This window comes from Pseudomonas sp. LAIL14HWK12:I1 (assembly GCF_003202095.1).
Classification (GTDB): Bacteria; Pseudomonadota; Gammaproteobacteria; order Pseudomonadales; family Pseudomonadaceae; genus Aquipseudomonas; species Aquipseudomonas monteilii.
The window spans coordinates 924,064-943,730 of sequence record NZ_QJKG01000002.1; the positions used below are offsets into that span (position 1 = coordinate 924,064).

16 protein-coding genes are annotated in these 19,667 nt (G+C 61.7%); 6 read left to right on the forward strand and 10 right to left on the reverse strand.

Annotated features, from left to right (window positions below; all coding sequences use genetic code 11):
• Window positions 1-109: 109 nt before the first annotated feature.
• From rbfA to D906_RS09195, 5 genes are all read left to right on the forward strand, one after another.
• Window positions 110-508 (forward strand): 30S ribosome-binding factor RbfA, encoded by a 399-nt coding sequence (gene rbfA / locus D906_RS09170; protein ID WP_009685351.1) that lies wholly within the window; start codon window positions 110-112, stop codon window positions 506-508.
• Between the two features lie 3 nt (window positions 509-511).
• A complete protein-coding gene (truB, locus tag D906_RS09175; RefSeq protein ID WP_019098154.1) occupies window positions 512-1,429 on the forward strand; it encodes a tRNA pseudouridine(55) synthase TruB in 918 nt (305 codons plus the stop codon).
• 147 nt (window positions 1,430-1,576) lie between these two features.
• Window positions 1,577-1,846 (forward strand): 30S ribosomal protein S15, encoded by a 270-nt coding sequence (gene rpsO, locus D906_RS09180; protein WP_003249971.1) that lies wholly within the window; start codon window positions 1,577-1,579, stop codon window positions 1,844-1,846.
• A gap of 250 nt (window positions 1,847-2,096) precedes the next feature.
• Window positions 2,097-4,202 carry a polyribonucleotide nucleotidyltransferase gene (pnp, locus tag D906_RS09190; protein WP_019098153.1) on the forward strand — a complete coding sequence of 702 codons (2,106 nt, stop codon included), beginning with the start codon at window positions 2,097-2,099 and terminating at the stop codon, window positions 4,200-4,202.
• Between the two features lie 262 nt (window positions 4,203-4,464).
• Complete coding sequence (locus D906_RS09195) at window positions 4,465-4,815, forward strand: BON domain-containing protein (protein WP_016712080.1); 351 nt, start codon at window positions 4,465-4,467, stop codon at window positions 4,813-4,815.
• A 76-nt stretch (window positions 4,816-4,891) separates the two neighbouring features.
• On the opposite strand, the gene D906_RS09200 is transcribed toward D906_RS09195, so the two are convergent.
• Complete coding sequence (locus tag D906_RS09200) at window positions 4,892-5,194, reverse strand: putative quinol monooxygenase (protein ID WP_027614923.1); 303 nt, start codon at window positions 5,192-5,194, stop codon at window positions 4,892-4,894.
• A 60-nt stretch (window positions 5,195-5,254) separates the two neighbouring features.
• On the opposite strand from D906_RS09200, the gene D906_RS09205 reads away from it, so the two are divergent.
• Window positions 5,255-5,668, forward strand: coding sequence for a VOC family protein (locus D906_RS09205; RefSeq protein WP_010955354.1), 414 nt, complete (start codon window positions 5,255-5,257; stop codon window positions 5,666-5,668).
• Window positions 5,669-5,727: 59 nt separating this feature from the next.
• Here the strand turns inward: D906_RS09205 and D906_RS09210 are convergent, their stop codons facing one another.
• From D906_RS09210 to D906_RS09250, 9 genes are all read right to left on the reverse strand, one after another.
• On the reverse strand, window positions 5,728-8,664 hold the full coding sequence (locus D906_RS09210; protein WP_025754262.1) for a DUF748 domain-containing protein: 2,937 nt from the start codon (window positions 8,662-8,664) through the stop codon (window positions 5,728-5,730).
• Window positions 8,665-8,742: 78 nt separating this feature from the next.
• The gene (locus D906_RS09215) at window positions 8,743-9,612 is read right to left on the reverse strand and encodes an oxygenase MpaB family protein (protein WP_025754261.1); all 870 of its coding nucleotides are present in this window, start codon (window positions 9,610-9,612) and stop codon (window positions 8,743-8,745) included.
• Window positions 9,613-9,654: 42 nt separating this feature from the next.
• Window positions 9,655-11,589, reverse strand: a complete 1,935-nt coding sequence (gene acs, locus D906_RS09220) for an acetate--CoA ligase (protein WP_027614924.1) — start codon at window positions 11,587-11,589, stop codon at window positions 9,655-9,657.
• 198 nt (window positions 11,590-11,787) lie between these two features.
• Window positions 11,788-13,452, reverse strand: a complete 1,665-nt coding sequence (gene pgi / locus D906_RS09225; protein ID WP_016712075.1) for a glucose-6-phosphate isomerase — start codon at window positions 13,450-13,452, stop codon at window positions 11,788-11,790.
• Window positions 13,453-13,596: 144 nt separating this feature from the next.
• Window positions 13,597-14,460: a pantoate--beta-alanine ligase gene (gene panC / locus D906_RS09230; RefSeq protein ID WP_016712074.1), complete on the reverse strand. Its 864-nt coding sequence runs from the start codon at window positions 14,458-14,460 to the stop codon at window positions 13,597-13,599.
• A complete protein-coding gene (panB, locus tag D906_RS09235; RefSeq protein ID WP_019098148.1) occupies window positions 14,457-15,257 on the reverse strand; it encodes a 3-methyl-2-oxobutanoate hydroxymethyltransferase in 801 nt (266 codons plus the stop codon). The genes panC and panB overlap by 4 nt, the downstream gene beginning before the upstream one ends.
• Before the next feature lie 262 nt (window positions 15,258-15,519).
• Window positions 15,520-15,999 carry a 2-amino-4-hydroxy-6-hydroxymethyldihydropteridine diphosphokinase gene (gene folK / locus D906_RS09240; RefSeq protein ID WP_016712072.1) on the reverse strand — a complete coding sequence of 160 codons (480 nt, stop codon included), beginning with the start codon at window positions 15,997-15,999 and terminating at the stop codon, window positions 15,520-15,522.
• Window positions 15,996-17,384 carry a polynucleotide adenylyltransferase PcnB gene (locus tag D906_RS09245; protein WP_019098147.1) on the reverse strand — a complete coding sequence of 463 codons (1,389 nt, stop codon included), beginning with the start codon at window positions 17,382-17,384 and terminating at the stop codon, window positions 15,996-15,998. The genes folK and D906_RS09245 overlap by 4 nt, the downstream gene beginning before the upstream one ends.
• An 837-nt stretch (window positions 17,385-18,221) precedes the next feature.
• Window positions 18,222-19,667, reverse strand: coding sequence for a sigma-54 dependent transcriptional regulator (locus tag D906_RS09250; protein ID WP_019098146.1), 1,446 nt, complete (start codon window positions 19,665-19,667; stop codon window positions 18,222-18,224).

Below are 19,667 nucleotides of genomic sequence, written 5' to 3' on the forward strand. Positions count from 1 at the left end.
GGCTGCAAACCGCTTCTCTACGCGGCGGTTTTCAGCACCTCTACAGGTAGCGCCCGGTCAGGCATTGGTCTGACCGGGCGTTTGCCGCTTTAAGTTACAGGTAACAAGAATGGCCAAAGAATATAGCCGTACCCAACGTATTGGCGATCAGATGCAGCGTGAGCTGGCCGAGCTGATCCGTCGCGAAGTCAAAGACCCGCGTGTTGGCCTGGTGACCATCACCGCCGTGGACGTCAGCCGTGACCTGGGCCATGCCAAGGTGTTCATCACCGTCATGGGCGAGGAAACGCCAGATGCCGTGCAGCAGTCGCTGAAGGCGTTGAACAGTGCTGCCAGCTTCCTGCGTTTGCACCTGGGCCGCTCGATGCAGCTGCGCAGCGTGCCGCAACTGCACTTCCACTTCGATGAAAGCGTCAGCCGCGGTGTCCACCTGTCGGCGCTGATCGAACGTGCAGTGGCCGAAGACCGCATGCACAAGGAAGCCGACGAGCCGGACACCAAGGAGTAAGCGGTGGCCCAGGTCAAACGTATCCGCCGCAACGTCAGCGGCATCATCCTGCTCGACAAGCCGCTGGGTTTCACCTCCAATGCCGCCCTGCAAAAGGTGCGCTGGCTGCTCAATGCGGAAAAGGCCGGCCACACCGGTAGCCTCGACCCGCTGGCAACCGGCGTGCTGCCGCTGTGCTTCGGTGAAGCGACCAAGTTTTCGCAGTACCTGCTCGATTCCGACAAGGGCTACGAAACCGTCATGCAGATGGGGCAGACTACCAACACCGGCGATGCCGAAGGTGAGGTACTGCAGACCCGCGACGTGACCGTTGGTCGCGCCGACATCGAGGCGCTGTTGCCGCGTTTTCGTGGCCAGATCAGCCAGATACCGCCGATGTACTCGGCGCTCAAGCGTGACGGCCAGCCACTGTATAAGCTGGCTCGTGCAGGAGAGGTAGTGGAGCGCGAGGCGCGTTCTGTTACTATTAACCGCTTGGAGTTGCTCGAGTGCGAAGGCACCCGTGCACGGTTGAGCGTAGGATGCAGCAAAGGCACCTATATCCGCACCCTGGTGGAGGATATTGGCGAGGCCCTTGGCTGTGGCGCCTATGTTGCCGAGCTGCGCAGGACCCAGGCCGGGCCTTTCGCGCTGGCACAGACGGTCACCCTCGAGGCGCTCGAACAGGCCCACGCCGAAGGTGGCAACGAAGCGCTCGATCGCTTCCTGATGCCATCGGACAGCGGCCTGCAGGACTGGCCTTTGGTGTGCCTGTCCGAACACAGTGCGTTCTACTGGCTGCATGGGCAGGCGGTACGCGCACCGGACGCGCCACAATTTGGCATGGTCCGGGTACAGGATCACAATGCGCGCTTCATCGGTATCGGTGAAGTGAGCGAAGACGGGCGCATTGCGCCGCGTCGGCTGATTCGGTCGGAATGACCGAAACCGGGGGGCCAGGCAGTAGCCGAACCCCACGGCATCAAGGGTGGCTGTCAGTAGGCACGGTCACACCTTTTTTATTAATACAGGGATTTGTCCCTGGCCTATTGGACCCCGCTTGCGGGATCCGTTATCAGGAGAAGCCAAATGGCCCTCAGCGTTGAAGAAAAAGCTCAGATCGTTGCCGAATACCAGCAAGCCGCCGGCGATACCGGTAGCCCGGAAGTGCAGGTTGCTCTGCTGACCGCCAACATCAACAAGCTGCAAGGCCACTTCAAGGCCAACGATAAAGACCACCACTCCCGTCGTGGTCTGATCCGTATGGTTAACCAGCGTCGTAAGCTGCTGGACTACCTGAAGGGCAAAGACACCACTCGTTACAGCGCCCTGATCGGTCGCCTGGGCCTGCGTCGCTAATAGCGGCCTGGTCAGTGGTGTGCATGGCGTGTCGCAGGCTTCGGCAGGGCTGTTTTGCAGCGCTGACGTTGGACACGCCACGCGTATCTCCGAGGTTGGCAGCCTGGCAATGCTGAGCGGTTTTTCCGCTTGGTGCCAGGCTCCCAGCCTCGTGTTGTATCTGGACGGTCAATGGGGCCGATTCCCCGTTCTGCCCAAGAATTCGCAAGAAACCAGTTCCCCCAAGAGCCACTGAAAAAGGTAGGAAACCGTGAACCCGGTAATCAAGACTTTCCAGTTCGGTCAATCGACCGTTACTCTCGAAACGGGCCGTATTGCCCGTCAGGCAACCGGCGCCGTGCTGGTTACCGTCGACAACGACGTCACCGTGCTGGTGACTGTGGTAGGCGCCAAACAGGCTGATCCAGGCAAGGGCTTCTTCCCGCTGTCGGTTCACTACCAGGAAAAGACCTACGCCGCCGGCAAGATCCCGGGTGGCTTCTTCAAGCGTGAAGGCCGTCCTTCCGAGAAAGAGACCCTGACCTCGCGCCTGATCGACCGTCCGATCCGTCCGCTGTTCCCGGAAGGCTTCATGAACGAAGTGCAGGTCGTCTGCACCGTGGTTTCCACCAGCAAGAAGACCGACCCGGACATCGCCGCGATGATCGGTACCTCGGCTGCCCTGGCCATCTCCGGCATTCCGTTCGAAGGCCCGATCGGCGCCGCTCGCGTTGCCTTCCACGAAAGCACCGGCTACCTGCTGAACCCGACTTACGAGCAACTGGCTGCTTCGAGCCTGGACATGGTCGTAGCCGGTACTTCCGACGCCGTACTGATGGTTGAATCGGAAGCTCAAGAGCTGACCGAAGACCAGATGCTGGGTGCCGTACTGTTCGCCCACGACGAATTCCAGGCCGTTATCCAGGCTGTCAAGGAACTGGCTGCCGAAGCTGGCAAGCCGACCTGGGACTGGAAACCAGCCGTTGCCAACACCGAGCTGTTCAACGCCATCCGCGCCGAGTTCGGCGAAGCGGTTTCGCAGGGCTACACCATCACCGTCAAGGCTGACCGCTACGCGCGCCTGGGTGAGCTGCGTGACCAGGCCGTTGCCAAGTTCTCGGGTGAAGAAGGCCAGCCTACGGCCTCCGAAGTAAAAGAAATCTTCGGCGAAATCGAATACCGCACCGTTCGCGAAAACATCGTAAACGGCAAGCCACGTATCGACGGCCGCGACACCAAGACTGTTCGCCCGCTGAACATCGAAGTAGGCGTGCTGCCGAAAACTCACGGTTCGGCACTGTTCACCCGTGGCGAAACTCAGGCTCTGGTCGTTGCGACCCTGGGTACTGCCCGCGACGCCCAGCTGCTGGACACCCTCGAAGGCGAGAAGAAAGACCCCTTCATGCTGCACTACAACTTCCCACCGTTCTCGGTAGGTGAGTGTGGGCGCATGGGCGGTGCTGGCCGTCGCGAAATCGGCCACGGCCGTCTGGCCCGTCGTTCGGTCCAGGCCATGCTGCCGGCCGCCGACGTGTTCCCGTACACCATCCGCGTGGTGTCGGAAATCACCGAATCCAACGGTTCCAGCTCCATGGCTTCGGTCTGCGGTGCTTCCCTGGCCCTGATGGACGCTGGTGTGCCGATGAAGGCGCCAGTTGCCGGTATCGCCATGGGCCTGGTCAAGGAAGGCGACAAGTTCGCGGTCCTGACCGACATCCTCGGTGACGAAGACCACCTGGGCGACATGGACTTCAAGGTAGCCGGTACCGCCAAAGGCGTTACTGCGCTGCAGATGGACATCAAGATCAACGGCATCACCGAAGAGATCATGGAAATCGCCCTGGGCCAGGCCCTGGAAGCGCGCCTGAACATCCTCGGCCAGATGAACCAGATCATTGGCCAGTCGCGTACCGAGCTGTCGGCCAACGCCCCGACCATGATCGCGATGAAGATCGACACCGACAAGATCCGTGACGTCATCGGTAAAGGCGGCGCCACCATTCGCGCCATCTGCGAAGAGACCAAGGCTTCGATCGATATCGAAGACGATGGCTCGATCAAGATCTTCGGCGAAACCAAGGAAGCTGCAGATGCTGCCAAGCAGCGCATCCTGGGCATCACCGCCGAGGCCGAAATCGGCAAGATCTACGTCGGCAAGGTTGAGCGCATCGTCGACTTCGGCGCCTTCGTCAACATCCTGCCTGGCAAGGACGGCCTGGTGCACATCTCCATGCTGAGCGATGCTCGCGTCGAGAAAGTCACCGACATCCTGAAAGAAGGCCAGGAAGTTGAAGTACTGGTACTGGACGTGGACAACCGCGGCCGTATCAAGCTGTCGATCAAGGACGTAGCCGCGGCTAAGGCCTCGGGCGTCTAAGCGACAGCCATGCAACAGGAAAAGGGCCCTTCGGGGCCCTTTTTTCATGGGCTGCGGGAACCTTTTGCGGACTTGCATCTTGCATGCAGGTTTACCGTGCAGGTTGCAAAATGCACGACACTGGAAGTGATGTCTTTTTGCTAACCTATTGATTTAAAAGGGTTAAGTGGTGGCGATAAAGCTGGCACAGCACATGCACCTACCTTCATACCTGCCGCCAGGACATACGGCGCAGACCTTTCGATAAACAGGAGTGACCCACATGAAGAAGTTCGCCATTGCTGCCGCTACTGCTACCGCTCTGACCCTGACCATGGCTAACGCGGCATTCGCCCAACAGTCCACCCAGGCCCCCATGACGCTGGCGGCCGGTGAGGTGACCAAAGCCAAGGAAGCTACCTCCGATACCTGGATCACCACCAAGGTCAAAGCTGACCTGATGACCGAGAAAGGCGTGCCAGGCAGTGACATCAAAGTCGAGACCAATAAAGGTGTCGTGTCGCTGTCGTCCGACGTGGCCATTACCGATGCACAGAAAGAGATGGCAGTCGCCATCGCCAAGAAGATCAAAGGCGTCCAGGCCGTTTCGGCTGATGGCCTGAAGTCCGAATAAGGGATGTCCCGTCGGCCAAACGGATTTGGCCACCTCTACCGAAGCCCTGGCCTGTGCCGGGGCTTTGCTTTTGCGCTCAGTAGCCCGGGTTGAGGGCGATTACATCGCTTTCGAAGCATTCCTGCTCGACGATCAGCGGCTCCACCAGTGGCCGGCTGTCGCGAAAGTGCGCGGTCTGGGTATGCGCTTCATAGGCTGCATCATCGCGGTAGATTTCGTACAGGTAGATTACCTCCGGATCGAGTCGGTCCTGCGACACATCGAATACCAGGCAGCCTGGCTCGTTGGCGACAGAAGCCGCGGCATTGATCTTGATCGCTGTCAGGAAATCCTCGGCGCAACCGGGCTTCACACGGGTCTTGATAAACAGGCTATACACAAGTCGCTCCTTTTGTTTTAAATTCATAAATGAATTGTATACAAAAGTGGAGTCTCGCCGATGTCCGAATTGCCTGCACGCCCCGGCCGCCTGAATGGCTTGCGCCATATCGCCTTGCTGGTACCCAACCTGGAAGAGTGCGAACGCTTTTATGTCGATGTGCTGGGTATGGAGGTGTTGAACCGTGCCAACGAAGACCTGGTGTACCTCACCTGTGGCAACGACAACCTTTCGCTGGGGCGTGGGGCAGGGGCGGCCAACGGGCTGCAGACGCTGGACCATTACGGGTTCATTGTGGACAGCGTGGAGGAGCTGGAGGCGTGGTACCAGTACTTCAAGGCCCACGGTGTGACGCTGCTGGACCGGCCATTCAACCACGGTGACGGGGCGCGTAGCTTCCATCTGCTGGACCCGGCGGGGAACAAGGTGCAGCCGCTGTATCACCCGGCGGTGTCGGGGCAGCGATTGGTCTGATGCCTGTGCCGGCCCATTCGCGGGCACGCCCGCGAAGAGGCCAGACCTGCTGTCAGAGGTTATTCAGCATCCAGATGCATTGGCGTCACCACCCGCCCATCGCTCTCAGGCTGCCCAAGGCTGGTATCGATGAAATACACCCGGTCATCTTCCAGCTTGCCCTTGTCCACCAGGTAATCCTTGATACTGCTGGCCCGCTCCTGGCCCAGCGTGCGCAGCAAGGCGGTACTCTCGGCCCACGACTTGATCACTGCTTCGCGCAGCTTGGTGGTGCGTTCGTCGCGGCCCAGTTGCTCCCATTCGGCAGGTGGCTGCTGCTTCAGGCGAGTGCGGTAAATGCCTTCGAGCATTGCCGGTTTATCGCTGTCGTCCACCACCAGCATCGAGGCATTGGCCGGCACCTTGTCGCCCCGGCGCTGCAGGATCTTGTACCAGGTGGCCTGGTACTCACGCTCCAGGCGCTGCTGGGCGATCAGCGGGCCATCGCTGGCCTGGGCGCTGGTGCCTTCGATTTCCAGGCGCAGTTCCGGGCGTTCTTTCAGCGCGGATGCCAGCTTGTCCAGGGACGACTGGGCATCGCCACTGAGCTCGCTGGACCCTGGGGCGAAAGCCACGTTGCCCAGGTCTTCCGAGCCACCGCCGGTAATCAGCCCGCCAATGAACTTGAACGGCGCCTGTGCCGCACGCAGTACCAGGTTGCGCAGGGTTTGCCAGACGATCGGCATCACACTGAATTGCGGGTTGTTGAGGTCGCCAGACACGGGCAGCTCGATCGAAATCTTGCCCTCGGTATCTTTCAGCAACGCCACCGCAAGGCGGATCGGCAGGTCGACTGCGTCTGGGCTGTCGACTTTTTCACCCAGTTGCAGTTGCTCCACCACCACCTTGTTCTCGGCCTTGAGCTGGCCGTTGGTAATCAGGTAGTGCAGGTCGAGGTTGAGCCGGCCTTTGCGAATGCGGAAGCCCGCGAACTTGCCGGAGTAGGGCGTGAGGGTGGTCAGTTCGACGCGCTTGAAGCTGGTGGCGATATCCAGGCTGGCCAGCGGGTTGAACGGGTTGAGTGCGCCCTTGATGGTGACCGGTGCGTAGCGGTCGACCTTGCCCTTCACGTCGACCTTGGCCGGCACCGGCTTGCGGTTGTCGATGGTGCCGATCTGGCCATTGAGCTGCTGAATGGCCGTGGCGAAGTTGGGGGTGAGGGAGAGGTCGGCGAAGTTGGCCGAGCCGTCGTTGATGTCGATCTGGCCGATGTGGATACCCAGCGGCTTGTCGCTGCTGGCTGCGGCCGGCTTGGCCTGGCTTTTCGCCGGGGTTCCAGCCGGTTGCGGGATCAGCAGGTCGTTGACGTTGGTGGTGCGGTCTTCGTTGATGATGAAGCGTGCATAGGGTTGCAGCAGGGTTACCTTGTCGATCGACAACGCATCGCCGTGTACATAAGACAAGCCATCGACGTTCACCTGCTGCCATTTGACGAAGTCGCGGCTCTTGATGGTGTCGAGGGTGTGCAGTTGGTTCACCTGGGCCTTGCCTGTGATATTGAAGGCCAGCGGTGCGGTGTTCTTAAGGTCGACCTTGAGGTCGCTGGAGAGCATGCCACTGCGCAGTTCCAGCAGGATGAACGGGTTGATATAGGCCTGTGCTACGCGCAGGTCGATATCGCGGGTGCTTACGTCCAGCTTGGCCCATACCGGCGCCAGGTTGACCTGGCCGGCCGCCTGCAGCTTGCCTTGCTTGCCTACGCCCGTATCGAGCTTAAGCGTGAAGGGCGACTGGTTGAGGCTGTCGAAGCCTTGCAGGTCGGCGTTGAGCGGGCCGATGTCCAAGGCTACCGGTTCTTTCTGGCTGCGGTCTGCCAGGTGCACCAGGTAGTTGCGCAATTGCACGTCCTTGAGCAGCACTTGCCAAGGCTTGCTCGGCTCTTTGGCGGCTTGCTGCTCAGGTGTCGGCTCGGCGGCTGCCGGCTCTGCCTTTTCCTTCGGCGTGGCTTTGGCAGGCTGGCTGGCAAACAGCTTTTGCCAATCGAGCTGGCCGTCTTTTTCCAGCGCAGCCCAGGTTTCGAGTTTCTCGCTGCGGATTTTGCCTACGGTGACCTGTTGCTTGACCAGGTCAACGGAGGTTTCGCTCACCTCCAGGCTGGCCAGGCGTGCCAAGGGGCGGCCATCCGGCGCCTTGATGGCGAACGGTGCAATGCGCACGGAGGCGTTTTCCAGCAACAGCTCCGTCTGTTTGGCGAGGTTGAGCTTGTAGTGCGTGTCGAGGCTGACCACGCCGTCTTCCAGCACCAGTGGCACCGCATCACGCACGTACGGCCAGAATGCCTTCATCTTGCCTTCTGTGATCTTCAGCGTGCCTTCAGAGGCGATCGGTGACAGGCTCAGTGTCCCGTTCCAATCAATGCGCCCGCCATTGGGGCCGTTGGCCACCAAGGTCATGTCGGCACTGTCGTCGGGCAAGGTGCTGAGGTTTTTCAGCTCCAGGTTCATGTTGTCGTAGAGGAACTCGATCGGCTCGCTGGGGCGCAAATCCTCGAAATGCAGGTAGCCGTCGATGAGCTTGATACTACCGATGCGCAGCGGAAACGGATCGCTGGGGGGCTCGTCTGGTTTGGCTTCGTTGGCGGGCAGCTTGAACAGGCCGGTCAGGTTAAGGCTACCGTCCTTGGCAAACAGCACCTCGTTACGCGGTTTGTCGAGCTCGACGGCTTCCAGGTGCAGCGCTTTGGTCCACAGGCTGTCGAGCGAAAGGTTGGCGTACAGCCGCTCGAACCCGACCTGTTCCTTGCCGGTCTCGCCGATCTGCAGGCCCCACAATGTCAGCTCCAGGCTGAAGGGGTTGAGTTCGATCCGTTCGAGGTGGGCCGGCACCGTCGCGTACTGGGCCAACTGCTGGTTGGCGATGCGCAGTGCCACACCGGGAAGAATGAGAAAGCCGAGCAGGCTGTAGAGGGCCACCAGGGCCAAGATTGCGCCAGCGGCGCGAGTCAATCCTTTGTACATGTGTCGCTTCGTCTGTCTAAGCAGGAGTGCTTGGAGTATGGCACGTTAAATCAGTTCCGCAGGGGCGACCATTTGACCTTATTCGATGCCCATGCGCCGTTTGGCCCGGTGCGCCGAACCGTCTCGCATGGCCCAGCGCAATACCGGTGCGGTGCGTCGCAGGCCCAGGCGTATCATGCGCTGCTGCAAGGGCCCGTGCTCCAGGCCGAGCAGGGTCTGGGCCCAATCCGGCAACAGGTCGATACCGGCGTGCAGCATCAGTTTGCCCACCGGCTGTGCCAGGCGGCTGGGGGCCGGGGCATCGAGCAGAATCCCGACTACCTCGTGGCTGCGGCTGTCGCAGCGCAACTGCGCACGCATGCGCAGCAGGTAGTCTTCGATCTGCTGGCACGAACGTGGCACGTCACGGGCGCCAAGGCGCTCGGCAATCAGGGCGATTTCGGCGTAGTAGGCATCTTGCTCGGCGCGCGACAGCTGCGGGTTGCGGTAGCGCAAGTGGGCAGCGAGGAAGCTGCTGACCTCTGCCACATGAACCCAGGTCAGCAGGTCGGGGTCGCTGGCCGCATAAGGGCGGCCATCCGGCGCAGTGCCGGTGACCTGTAGGTGAATGGTGCGCACTTTGTCGATCAGCCATTCGGCATCGCGCGTGGAACCGAAGGTGGTGCCGGAAATAAACTGGCTGGTACGGCGCAAGCGGCCGATCAGGTCCTCACGGAAATTGGAGTGGTCCCACACACCGGCCAGGGCCAGCGGGTGCAGTAACTGCAGCATGAGTGCACTGATGCCGCCGACAAGCATGCTCGGGAAGTCGCCATGCACTTGCCAACTGATGCTGTGAGGGCCGAACAGGCCGGGGTCGCCCTTGGGCGTTTCCAGGTCGAGCTGGCCGAGGGCCAGCCCGGTGAGGCTCATGACCTGGGTTTCGATACGGCGACGAAGGGCTTCCATGGCGACCTGCGGTGCAGGGCGGCCATGAGCAGCGGCCGCCGGTTACTGGTTGAGGCGTTTGTCGATCAGGCCTTGGACTACGCTGGGGTCGGCCAGGGTAGAGGTGTCACCCAGGTTGTCCAGCTCGTTGCAGGCGATTTTGCGCAGTATACGCCGCATGATCTTGCCTGAGCGTGTCTTGGGCAGAGCCGGGGCCCACTGGATCAGCTCGGGCTTGGCAAAACTGCCGATTTCCTTGCTGACGAGGGCCAGCAGTTCGACCTTCAGCGTGTCGTCTGGCGTCACGCCATTCATAGGCGTGACGAAGGCGTAGACGCCTTGGCCTTTGAGGTCGTGGGGGTATCCGACCACTGCCGCTTCGGCGACGCTGTCATGCAGCACCAGTGCGCTTTCCACTTCGGCGGTGCCGATGCGGTGGCCCGAGACATTGATCACATCGTCGATGCGGCCGGTAATCCAGTAGTCGCCGTCGGCATCGCGGCGGGCACCGTCGCCGGTGAAGTAATAGCCGGGCATGGGCTTGAAGTAGGTATCCACCATGCGCTGGTGGTCGCCATACACGCTGCGAATCTGCCCAGGCCAGCTGGCCTTGATCACCAGCAGGCCGGCGCCGGGGCCTTCGATCAGCTTGCCCTTTTCGTCCAGCAGTACCGGTTGCACGCCGAACATGGGCTGGGTCGCGCAGCCGGGCTTGAGTGACTGGGAGCCGGGAAGCGGGGTAAGCATGATGCCGCCGGTTTCGGTCTGCCACCAGGTGTCGACGATGGGGCAGCGCTTTTGCCCGACTTCCTCGAAATACCATTCCCAGGCTTCGGGGTTGATCGGCTCGCCGACGCTGCCCAGCAGGCGCAAGCTTTTGCGCGAAGTGCTCTGCAGTGGCGCCGAGCCCTCGCGCATCAGTGCGCGCAGGGCGGTCGGGGCGGTGTAGAAGATGTTCACCTGATGCTTGTCCACCACCTGCCAGAAGCGTGAGGTGTCCGGGTAGTTGGGCACGCCTTCGAACATCAGCGAAATCGCGCCATTGGCCAGTGGGCCGTAGACGATGTAGCTGTGGCCGGTGACCCAGCCGACGTCGGCGGTGCACCAGAACACCTCGCCGTCACGGTAGTCGAACACCACCTTGAAGGTCATCGTCGCCTGTAGCAGGTAACCGGCGGTGGTGTGCAGCACGCCCTTGGGTTTGCCGGTGCTGCCAGAGGTGTAGAGGATGAACAGCGGGTCTTCGGCATCCATCGGCTCGGGAGCGCAGTCGTTGCCGGCATTTTCTGTTGCCTCGTGGTACCAAAGGTCACGGCCCTCGACCCAGGCAATATCGCCACCGGTGCGGCGCACCACGAATACGCTGCTGACGGCAGGGCAACTGGCAAGGGCCTTGTCGACGTTCTGTTTCAGCGGGATGCGCTTGCCGCCACGCACACCTTCATCGGCGGTGATCACGGTGCGGCAGTCGGCATCGAGAATACGGTCACGCAGGGCATCGGGGGAGAAACCGCCGAACACCACCGAGTGGATGGCGCCTATGCGGGTGCAGGCCAGCATGGCGAAGGCGGCCTCGGGAATCATCGGCATGTAGATGCATACCCGGTCGCCTTTCTTTACCCCGTGTGCCTTCAGGGCATTGGCCAGGCGGCAGACCTGGCGGTGCAGTTCGCGGTAGGTGATCGCTTTGGCGTCTTTCGGGTCGTCACCTTCCCACAGCAGTGCGGTCTGCTCGCCACGCTGGGACAGGTGGCGATCAATACAGTTGTAGCTGACATTGAGTTGGGCACCGTCGAACCAACGGGCCTTGCCGGTTTTCAGGTCGCATTGCTGCACGCTGGACCAAGGTTTGATCCAGTCCAGGCGCTTGGCCTGTTCGGCCCAGAAGGTATCGGGGTCATCGACCGACTGGCGGTAGAGGCGGCGGTATTCGTCGGGAGTGAGGGCGGCAGACTGGCTGACGGCCAGGGCCTGGGGATACTGCTTGATATCGAACATGGCGGGTGGTCCTGCTCTTGTAAGGGGCGATGGACAGCAACGGCTATTCGATAGGACAGTGTAGCTGGGAGAGGTGTTCAACCTGTGCCGGCCTCTTCGCGGGCTTGCCCGCTCCCACAGGTACTGCACAGTCGTTGAAGGCTGTGTTGTCCCTGTGGGAGCGGGCGAGCCCGCGAAGAGGCCAGCGAAGGTATCAGATCAACCGCGGTGACGGCCGCGGAAGTAGTTGATCAGGCCTTGGGTAGAGCCATCTTCGGCGCTGTCTTCCAGGCTGCCGACCAGGCGCTGGTAAACGCCTTTGCCCAGCTCTTTGCCCAGCTCTACGCCCCACTGGTCGAACGCGTTGATACCCCAAATCACGCTCTGCACGAAGACCTTGTGCTCGTACATCGCCACCAGCGCACCCAGGCGGCGAGGGCTGATGCGCTCCACGACCAAGGTGTTGCTCGGGCGGTTGCCCGGGATCACCTTGTGCGGGGCCAGCTTTTCGATGTCCGCTTCGTTCAGGCCTTTGCTGCGCAACTCGGCTTCGGCTTCTTCGCGGGTTTTGCCCAGCATCAGCGCCTGGCTCTGCGACAGGCAGTTGGCGTACAGCCACTGGTGATGGTCGGCCACCGGGTTGAAGCTCACCACCGGCACGATGAAGTCTGCCGGAATCAGCTGGGTGCCCTGGTGCAGCAACTGGTGGTAGGCGTGCTGGCCGTTACAGCCGACGCCGCCCCAGATCACCGGGCCGGTATCAACTTTTACCGGGGTGCCGTCCTGCAGCACGCTCTTGCCGTTGGACTCCATGTCCAGCTGCTGCAGGTGTTTGGTGATGTTACGCAGGTAGTGGTCGTACGGCAGGATCGCATGGCTGTTGGCGCCCCAGAAGTTGCCGTACCACACGCCTAGCAGGGCCAGCAGCACTGGCATGTTCTTGTCGAACGGCGCGGTCTGGAAGTGCTGGTCCATGGTGTAGGCACCCGACAGCAACTCCTTGAAGTTGGCCATGCCGATAGCCAGAGCGATTGGCAGGCCGATGGCCGACCACAGCGAGTAACGCCCGCCTACCCAGTCCCACATCGGGAAGATGTTCTCTTCGCGGATACCAAAGGCCACGGCGGCAGCCTTGTTGCTGGAAACGGCGATGAAGTGGCGGTACAGCTCGGCTTCCGAGCCGCCCTGGGCCAGGTACCAGGTACGCGCGGCCATGGCGTTTTTCAGGGTTTCGAGGGTATTGAACGACTTCGACGAGACAATGAACAGGGTGGTTTCGGCACGCAGGTTGGCCGACAGCTCGTGGAACTCACTGCCGTCGATGTTCGCCAGGTAGTGGCAGCGCACGCCGCGTTGGGCGTACGGCAGCAGTGCTTCGGACACCAGTTCGGGGCCGAGGAACGAGCCGCCGATGCCGATGTTGACCACGTCGGTGATCGGCTTTTCGCTGTAGCCGCGCCACAGGCCGTCGTGGATGCGCCCCACCAGCTCGGTGATCTGGTTGAGCACCTTGTGTACTTCCGGCATGACGTTCACGCCGTTGACGCTGAGCTTGTCGCCCACTGGCCGGCGCAGCGCAGTGTGCAGCACGGGGCGGCCTTCGGAGGCGTTGACGATTTCGCCGCCGAACATCGACTTGATGGCGTCTTGCAGGCCCACTTCGTTGGCCAGGTTGACCAGCAGGTCGCGGCTTTGTTCGGTGATCAGGTTTTTCGAGTAGTCCAGGAACAGGCCGCAGCAGCTCAGGGAGAACTGGTCGAAGCGTTTGGCATCGGCGGCAAAGGCTTCGCGCATGCTGAAACCTTGCATGGCGTCGCGGTGTTGCTGAAGCGCCTGCCAGGCGGGCAGGGCCGTCACATCGTGGGGTGTACGGTAATACGCCATTGCGCGGGGTTCCCTTGGTGCGTGGTGATGCCTTGGACACGGCAGTCATTGCCGGGTTCAGGCTGGCATCATTATAGGCAAAGGCCACGCGCTGGGAATGGGTATGGTAGGGTGATTTTGGGGCTGCAAAGCAGCCCCAGGCTATTACGCGGTCTTGTCTTCGACGTGCAGGTAAAGGTTGTCGATCAAGCGGGTGTTACCGAGGTAAGCCGCCGCGATCACAACCAGGTCGCGATCATCGATCATTGCCGGGCGCAGGCTCACGGCATGACGCACTTCCAGGTAGTCCGGGCGGAAACCGGCAGTGCTCAGTTGCGCCTGGCCTTCAGCGACCAGCGCGGCAAAATCCCGTTGGCCACGGCTGATGCCCGCTGCAATGTGCTGCAGTGTGCGGTACAGCGCGGGCGCTGCAATACGCTGCTCGGGCGTGAGGTAACCATTGCGCGACGACAGCGCCAGGCCATCTTCAGCACGCACGGTGGGCTCGCCGATGATCTGGACCGGCATGTTCAGGTCGCGCACCATGGCACGGATCACTGCCAGTTGCTGAAAGTCCTTTTCACCGAATACGGCAAGGTCCGGCTGGACCATGTTGAACAGCTTGTTGACCACGGTGGCCACGCCTTCGAAATGCCCAGGCCGGCTGGCGCCGCAGAGGCCTTCGGAAAGCTGCGGTACGCTGACTCGGGTTTGCACGCTCATGCCGTCGGGGTACATCTCTTCCACGGTGGGCGCGAACAGCAGGTTGCAGCCGGCTTGCAGCAGGCGTTCCTGGTCGGCGGCCAGGGTGCGCGGGTATTTGTCCAGGTCTTCGTTGGCACCGAACTGCAGCGGGTTGACGAAGATGCTGGCCACCACAAAGTCGGCGCGCTGTGCAGCTTTGGTCACCAAGGCTGCGTGGCCGCTGTGCAGGTTGCCCATGGTCGGCACGAAGCCGATGCGTTTGCCTTCACCGCGGGCGCGGGCAACGGCTGCACGCAGTTCACGGACGGTTTTGACTGTATTCATGCACTGAACCCGTGTTCGCTACCTGGGAAGCTGACTTGCTTGACGGCCTCGACATAGGCGACAAGGGCACCTTGAATGTCTGGCTGGCCTTCCATGAAGTTCTTCACGAACTTCGGTACCCGGCCGCTCAGTGACAGGCCGAGCATGTCGTGCAGCACCAGCACCTGGCCATCGGTGGCGCTGCCGGCGCCGATGCCGATTACCGGGATGCCCACGGCATTGGTGATTTCTGCCGCCAGTTCGCTGGGTACACATTCAAGCAGCAGCATGGCGGCACCGGCCTGCTCCAGGGCGATGGCGTCGGCACGCATCTGCCGGGCCTGGGCCTCCTGGCGGCCCTGGACCTTGTAGCCGCCCAGCACGTTGACGGTCTGCGGGGTCAGGCCCATGTGTGCGCACACCGGCACGCCACGCTCGGCCAGCAGGCGGATGGTTTCTGCCAGCCAGGCAGCGCCTTCGATCTTGATCATGTGGGCGCCGGCTTGCATCAGCGTGGCGCTGTTGGCGAAGGCCAGCTCCGGGGTGGCATGTGCCATGAACGGCAGGTCGGCAAGGATCAGGGCGCCGTCATTACCGCGTTTGACGCAGGCGGTGTGGTAGGCCATGTCTGCTGTGGTGACCGGCAAGGTGCTGTCGTGGCCCTGCAGGACCATCCCCAGCGAGTCGCCCACCAGCAACACTTCGACACCGGCCTGGCTGGCGGCCTTGGCGAAGGTCGCGTCGTAGCAGGTCAGCATGGTGATTTTTTCACCCTTGGCCTTGAGGCCATTGAGGGTGGTGAGGGTTACTTCAGGCATGTAGGAAATTCCTCGTTCAGGCGCTGTAAAAAACGACTGCATTCAACGCGTGTAGTCATCTTCCGGAGCGGCACATCATCGCGCGTGATGTTCGGGCACAGGTCCGTCCGGGCCTAAATACGGGTATGCGGCACTTTGGTGTCACACGGGACGCCTATAGTCGTGAGCGAGGTGGGGGAAGTCAATCACCCTGTTACCGCATTGTTACGATCAGGGTGTTACTGGCGTTACCGCGGTGGCGTGCCAGGCTGGAACGCCCGGTTTACAAGCGTTCCAGGCCGACGAACGGACAGTCGTCGAGTAACTGTGCGAGGGCGCGGCCATCGGCCAGGCGGAAATCGCCCGGTACCAGTTCGGCCAGCGGGTACAGCACGAAGGGGCGGGCGTGCATGTGGTAGTGCGGCACTTTCAGGCGTGGTTCGTCGAGTACCTGATCACCGAACAGCAGGATGTCCAGGTCCAGCGTGCGCGGGCCCCAGCGTTCCTTGCGTACGCGGCCCTGGTCGTTCTCGATGGCCTGCAGCGCATCGAGCAGGGCCAGGGGCGGCAGAGCGGTGTCCAGGGCAGCAACTGCGTTGGTGTAGCGCGGTTGGCCGGGCAGCAACGAGTCGCTGGTGTACAGGGCCGAGGCCGCTACCAGGCGCGTTCCGTCCACCTGGTCAAGCGCCTGCAAGGCGCTGCGCAGTTGCTCGGCAGGTGCGTCCAGGTTGCTGCCCAGACCGACGTAGGCGCGGGTCTTCACTCGAACGCCTCGTCGCCACCGCGTTTGCGCTTGCTGCCGCTGCGCTTGCGTTTGCGCGGGCCGGCACCGGTGCCTTCGTCACGGCTGCCCAGCTCGCGGATCATCTCGCGGCGCTCGCTGTCGTTGGCATCCTGGTAATCGGTCCACCACTGGCCGAGGTCGTCGGTTTCTTCGCCTGCGCTTTCACGCAGCAGCAGGAAGTCGTAACCGGCGCGGAAGCGCGGGTTGTCCAGCAGCATGTCGGCACGCTTGCCACTGCGCCGTGGCAGGCGCTCCTGCATGTCCCAGATCTCGCGGATTGGCAGGGTGAAGCGCTTGGGGATGGCGATGCGTGCGCATTGCTCGGCGATCAGGTCGTGAGCGGCACCGTTCATGGCCGGAATCGGCGGTACACCCTGGTTCTGCAGGTGCAGCACGCGGGACGGCAAGGCTGGCCACAGCAGTGCAGCGAACAGGAACGCCGGCGTGACCGGCTTGCCTTGCTTCACGCGCAGGTCGGTGTTGTTCAGTGCCTGGCTGATCAGCGTGTGGGTGTAGGTCGGGCGCTCGTCCAGGGCGTGGGCACTGGCCGGGAACAGCGGCTCGAACAGCTGCAGGTCGACCAGCATTTCGAAAGCGATGGCGCCTTGGCCGGAAAGGAACAGCTTGAGGCTTTCCTCGAACAGGCGCGCTGGCGGGATCTCGCGCAGCAACGGGGCCAGTTCGCGAATCGGCTGGACCGTGTGCTTTTCGATGCCAAAGTCGAGCTTGGCGGCAAAACGCACCGCGCGCAGCATGCGCACCGGGTCTTCCTGGTAGCGGTGGGTCGGGTCACCGATCAGCCGCAGCAGGCGGTTGCGCACGTCGTGCACACCGTTGGCGTAATCGAGAATGCGCTCGCTGACCGGGTCGTAGTACAGGGCGTTGATGGTGAAGTCGCGGCGTTGCGCGTCTTCTTCCAGGGAGCCGTACACGTTGTCACGCAGGATGCGGCCACTGGCATTGTGCGACGAACGGTGGCTGTCGCCCTGATCGTCTTCCGAGTGAGGGGCGCGGAAGGTGGCGACTTCGATGATCTCACGGCCGAAATGCACGTGGACCAGCTTGAAGCGGCGACCAATGATGCGCGCGTTGCGGAACTCGGCACGGACCTGTTCGGGAGTGGCACTGGTGGCGACGTCGAAGTCTTTCGGCGTGATGCCCAGCATCAGGTCGCGGACACAACCACCGACCAGGTAAGCCTGGTAGCCGGCGCTTTGCAGGCGTTCCACGATGTTCACCGCATGGCGGCTGAACTGGTGGCGCTGCAGCGAGTGCTGGCTTTTGTTGATCACCTCAGGCGTGGTGCGCCTGTGGTGCTGGCCCGGTACGGGCGGGCGGAACGACTGGAACAGCTTCTTCAGCATGGGATGCACTGTTTGAAGGAATGTTCGGCCAAGAATAGGAGAATGGCCGCATGATGGGCGGGGATTCTAGCATTTACTCAGGGAATGGTGTAGGCGGGTAGCAGGATGCCTGCCAGAAGGGTAGAAACGACAAGGGGAGCCTAAGCTCCCCAAGAAGTCGTTGCGTGCTCTTATTGTTTTTTTGCTGGGCTTCTTGTTTTTGTTGAGTGCCCTGTCCACAAATCTCGAAGCTTGTGGACGACCCCCAATCCAGGGGTTAAGAGCAAACGGATTGCTTTGGCCGCTGATGTCACGTTGATCTGTCGATCCAACCAGTTCAGGCGCTGCTTTTTAGTGCAGTTTTTGTTGTTCTCTGCCTGGTTGTGGGGCAAGCCCCAAACACGCATCCTCTCCAAAAGAATCAGTTAGCTGCGCCTCCGCCGTCTTGTTTTTATTGTGCGTGAGCCGTTTCGTCTTGTTCTTATTCTGAGTTGCAGTGCTTGTTATTGTTTTTGTACTAAGCATATAGCAGGTGCCGTGCCAACTTTTGCAAACCCAATAAAATCAAGGGTTTGGGGCGTTCAAGCGATTTTCGAGGGGCTGAAAATGTCGGGATTTCGTTACCGTACGCCTCGGGAACTGTTACGACGGAAAGGTTGGGTAACAGATTTTTGCGGGGACTGATGTGTTACCTGGGGTGTGGTGGCTAGCTATGCTGGCCCTTTCGCGGGCTTGCCCGCTCCCACAGGATCACCACGGGCTGCCAGGTTGTGCGGTCCCTGTGGGAGCGGGCGAGCCCGCGAATAGGCCGGTGAGGCTGGTAGAGAAGGGGCAGGAGGAACCTCCCGCCCAGGCAGGTCAGTTATCGCTGGTAACGTTGCTCTTGCGCCGTGGGATGCCCAGGCGTTGGCGGCGTTCCCAGAGGCACTTGCGGCTGACGCCAAGCTTGCGTGCCAGCTCGGTCTCGGTCATGTGGTCCTGGTGTTCGAGCACGAAGTGCTGGAAGTAGTCTTCCAGCGACAGGTCTTCGGTCGGCTCGTGGCTGGCATTGGCAGCACTGGCTGCAACCAAAGCGTTGTTGAGGATTTCGTCCTCCTCCAGGTCGCCCAGTTCAATGTCGATGCCCAGCAGGTCGGCCGAAATTTCTGCGCTCTCGCTAAGAATCACCGCACGCTCCACGGCGTTTTCCAGCTCACGCACGTTACCCGGCCAGCTGTAATGACGAATGGCTTGCTCGGCTTCAGCCGAGAAGTGCAGGTCGTCGCGACCGATACGCGCGCGTTGGCGGGCGAGGAAGGCGCTGGCGATCTCGTTCACGTCACTGCCGCGCTCGCGCAGGGCAGGCAGTTTCAGGGCGATGACGTGCAGGCGATAGTAAAGGTCTTCGCGGAACTGGCCGGCCTTGGCCAGGTTCTTCAGGTCGCGGTGGGTCGCAGCTATCAGGCGCACATCGACCTTTTGCGACTGCACCGAACCCACCCGGCGAATCTCGCCTTCCTGCAGTACACGCAGCAGACGGGCCTGGGCTTCCAGTGGCAGTTCACCGATTTCGTCAAGGAACAGCGTGCCACCGTCGGCGGCCTCTACCAGGCCCGCACGCCCGGCGCTGGCACCGGTGAATGCGCCTTTCTCGTGGCCGAACAGTTCGGACTCGATCAAGGTCTCGGGGATGGCTGCGCAGTTCACCGAGATCATCGGTGCCTTGGCCCGGCGTGACAGGTTGTGCAGGGCGCGGGCCACCAGCTCTTTACCGGTACCCGACTCACCCTGGATCAGCACATTGGAGTCGGTGGGTGCAACCTTGCGGATCTTGCTGTACATGTCCTGCATGGGCGGGCATGAACCGATGATGCCGATTTCGCCATTGGCCGCAGCCGTGCTGCCTTTGTCGGCCGGGGCGGCCTTGCCATTGGTGGCGCGTGGCTCGGCAGCCGGTGCGGCGGCCGGAGCGTTCTGCCGGTCGCGCAGGATGCGTGCCACGGCCTGCAGCATCTCGTCGTGGTCAAAGGGCTTGGCGATGTAGTCCACCGCGCCCATTTTCATCGAGTCCACCGCCGAGCGCAGGCTGGCGTAGCTGGTCATGATCAGCACCGGGGTACCTTGGCCGAGCTTGATCAGCTCGGTGCCGGGCGCACCTGGCAGGCGCAGGTCGCTGACGATGAGGTCGAAGGTGGCAATGCTGAAGCGTTCCTGGGCTTCCTGCACCGAGCCGGCTTCGCTGACCTGGTACTGGTTCCGCTCGAGCAGGCGACGCAAGGCCGAGCGGATGATGGTTTCGTCTTCGACGATCAGAATGTGCGGCAT

Excerpts from the sequence above, each read along its gene's own strand:
- rbfA (WP_009685351.1), top strand. The coding sequence starts at position 110 with ATGGCCAAAGAATATAGCCGTACCCAACGTATTGGCGATCAGATGCAG.
- rpsO (WP_003249971.1), top strand. The coding sequence starts at position 1,577 with ATGGCCCTCAGCGTTGAAGAAAAAGCTCAGATCGTTGCCGAATACCAG.
- D906_RS09195 (WP_016712080.1), top strand. The coding sequence starts at position 4,465 with ATGAAGAAGTTCGCCATTGCTGCCGCTACTGCTACCGCTCTGACCCTG.
- D906_RS09205 (WP_010955354.1), top strand. The coding sequence starts at position 5,255 with ATGTCCGAATTGCCTGCACGCCCCGGCCGCCTGAATGGCTTGCGCCAT.
- D906_RS09210 (WP_025754262.1), bottom strand. The coding sequence starts at position 8,664 with ATGTACAAAGGATTGACTCGCGCCGCTGGCGCAATCTTGGCCCTGGTG.
- D906_RS09215 (WP_025754261.1), bottom strand. The coding sequence starts at position 9,612 with ATGGAAGCCCTTCGTCGCCGTATCGAAACCCAGGTCATGAGCCTCACC.
- acs (WP_027614924.1), bottom strand. The coding sequence starts at position 11,589 with ATGTTCGATATCAAGCAGTATCCCCAGGCCCTGGCCGTCAGCCAGTCT.
- pgi (WP_016712075.1), bottom strand. The coding sequence starts at position 13,452 with ATGGCGTATTACCGTACACCCCACGATGTGACGGCCCTGCCCGCCTGG.
- panC (WP_016712074.1), bottom strand. The coding sequence starts at position 14,460 with ATGAATACAGTCAAAACCGTCCGTGAACTGCGTGCAGCCGTTGCCCGC.
- panB (WP_019098148.1), bottom strand. The coding sequence starts at position 15,257 with ATGCCTGAAGTAACCCTCACCACCCTCAATGGCCTCAAGGCCAAGGGT.
- D906_RS09245 (WP_019098147.1), bottom strand. The coding sequence starts at position 17,384 with ATGCTGAAGAAGCTGTTCCAGTCGTTCCGCCCGCCCGTACCGGGCCAG.
- D906_RS09250 (WP_019098146.1), bottom strand. The coding sequence starts at position 19,667 with ATGCCGCACATTCTGATCGTCGAAGACGAAACCATCATCCGCTCGGCC.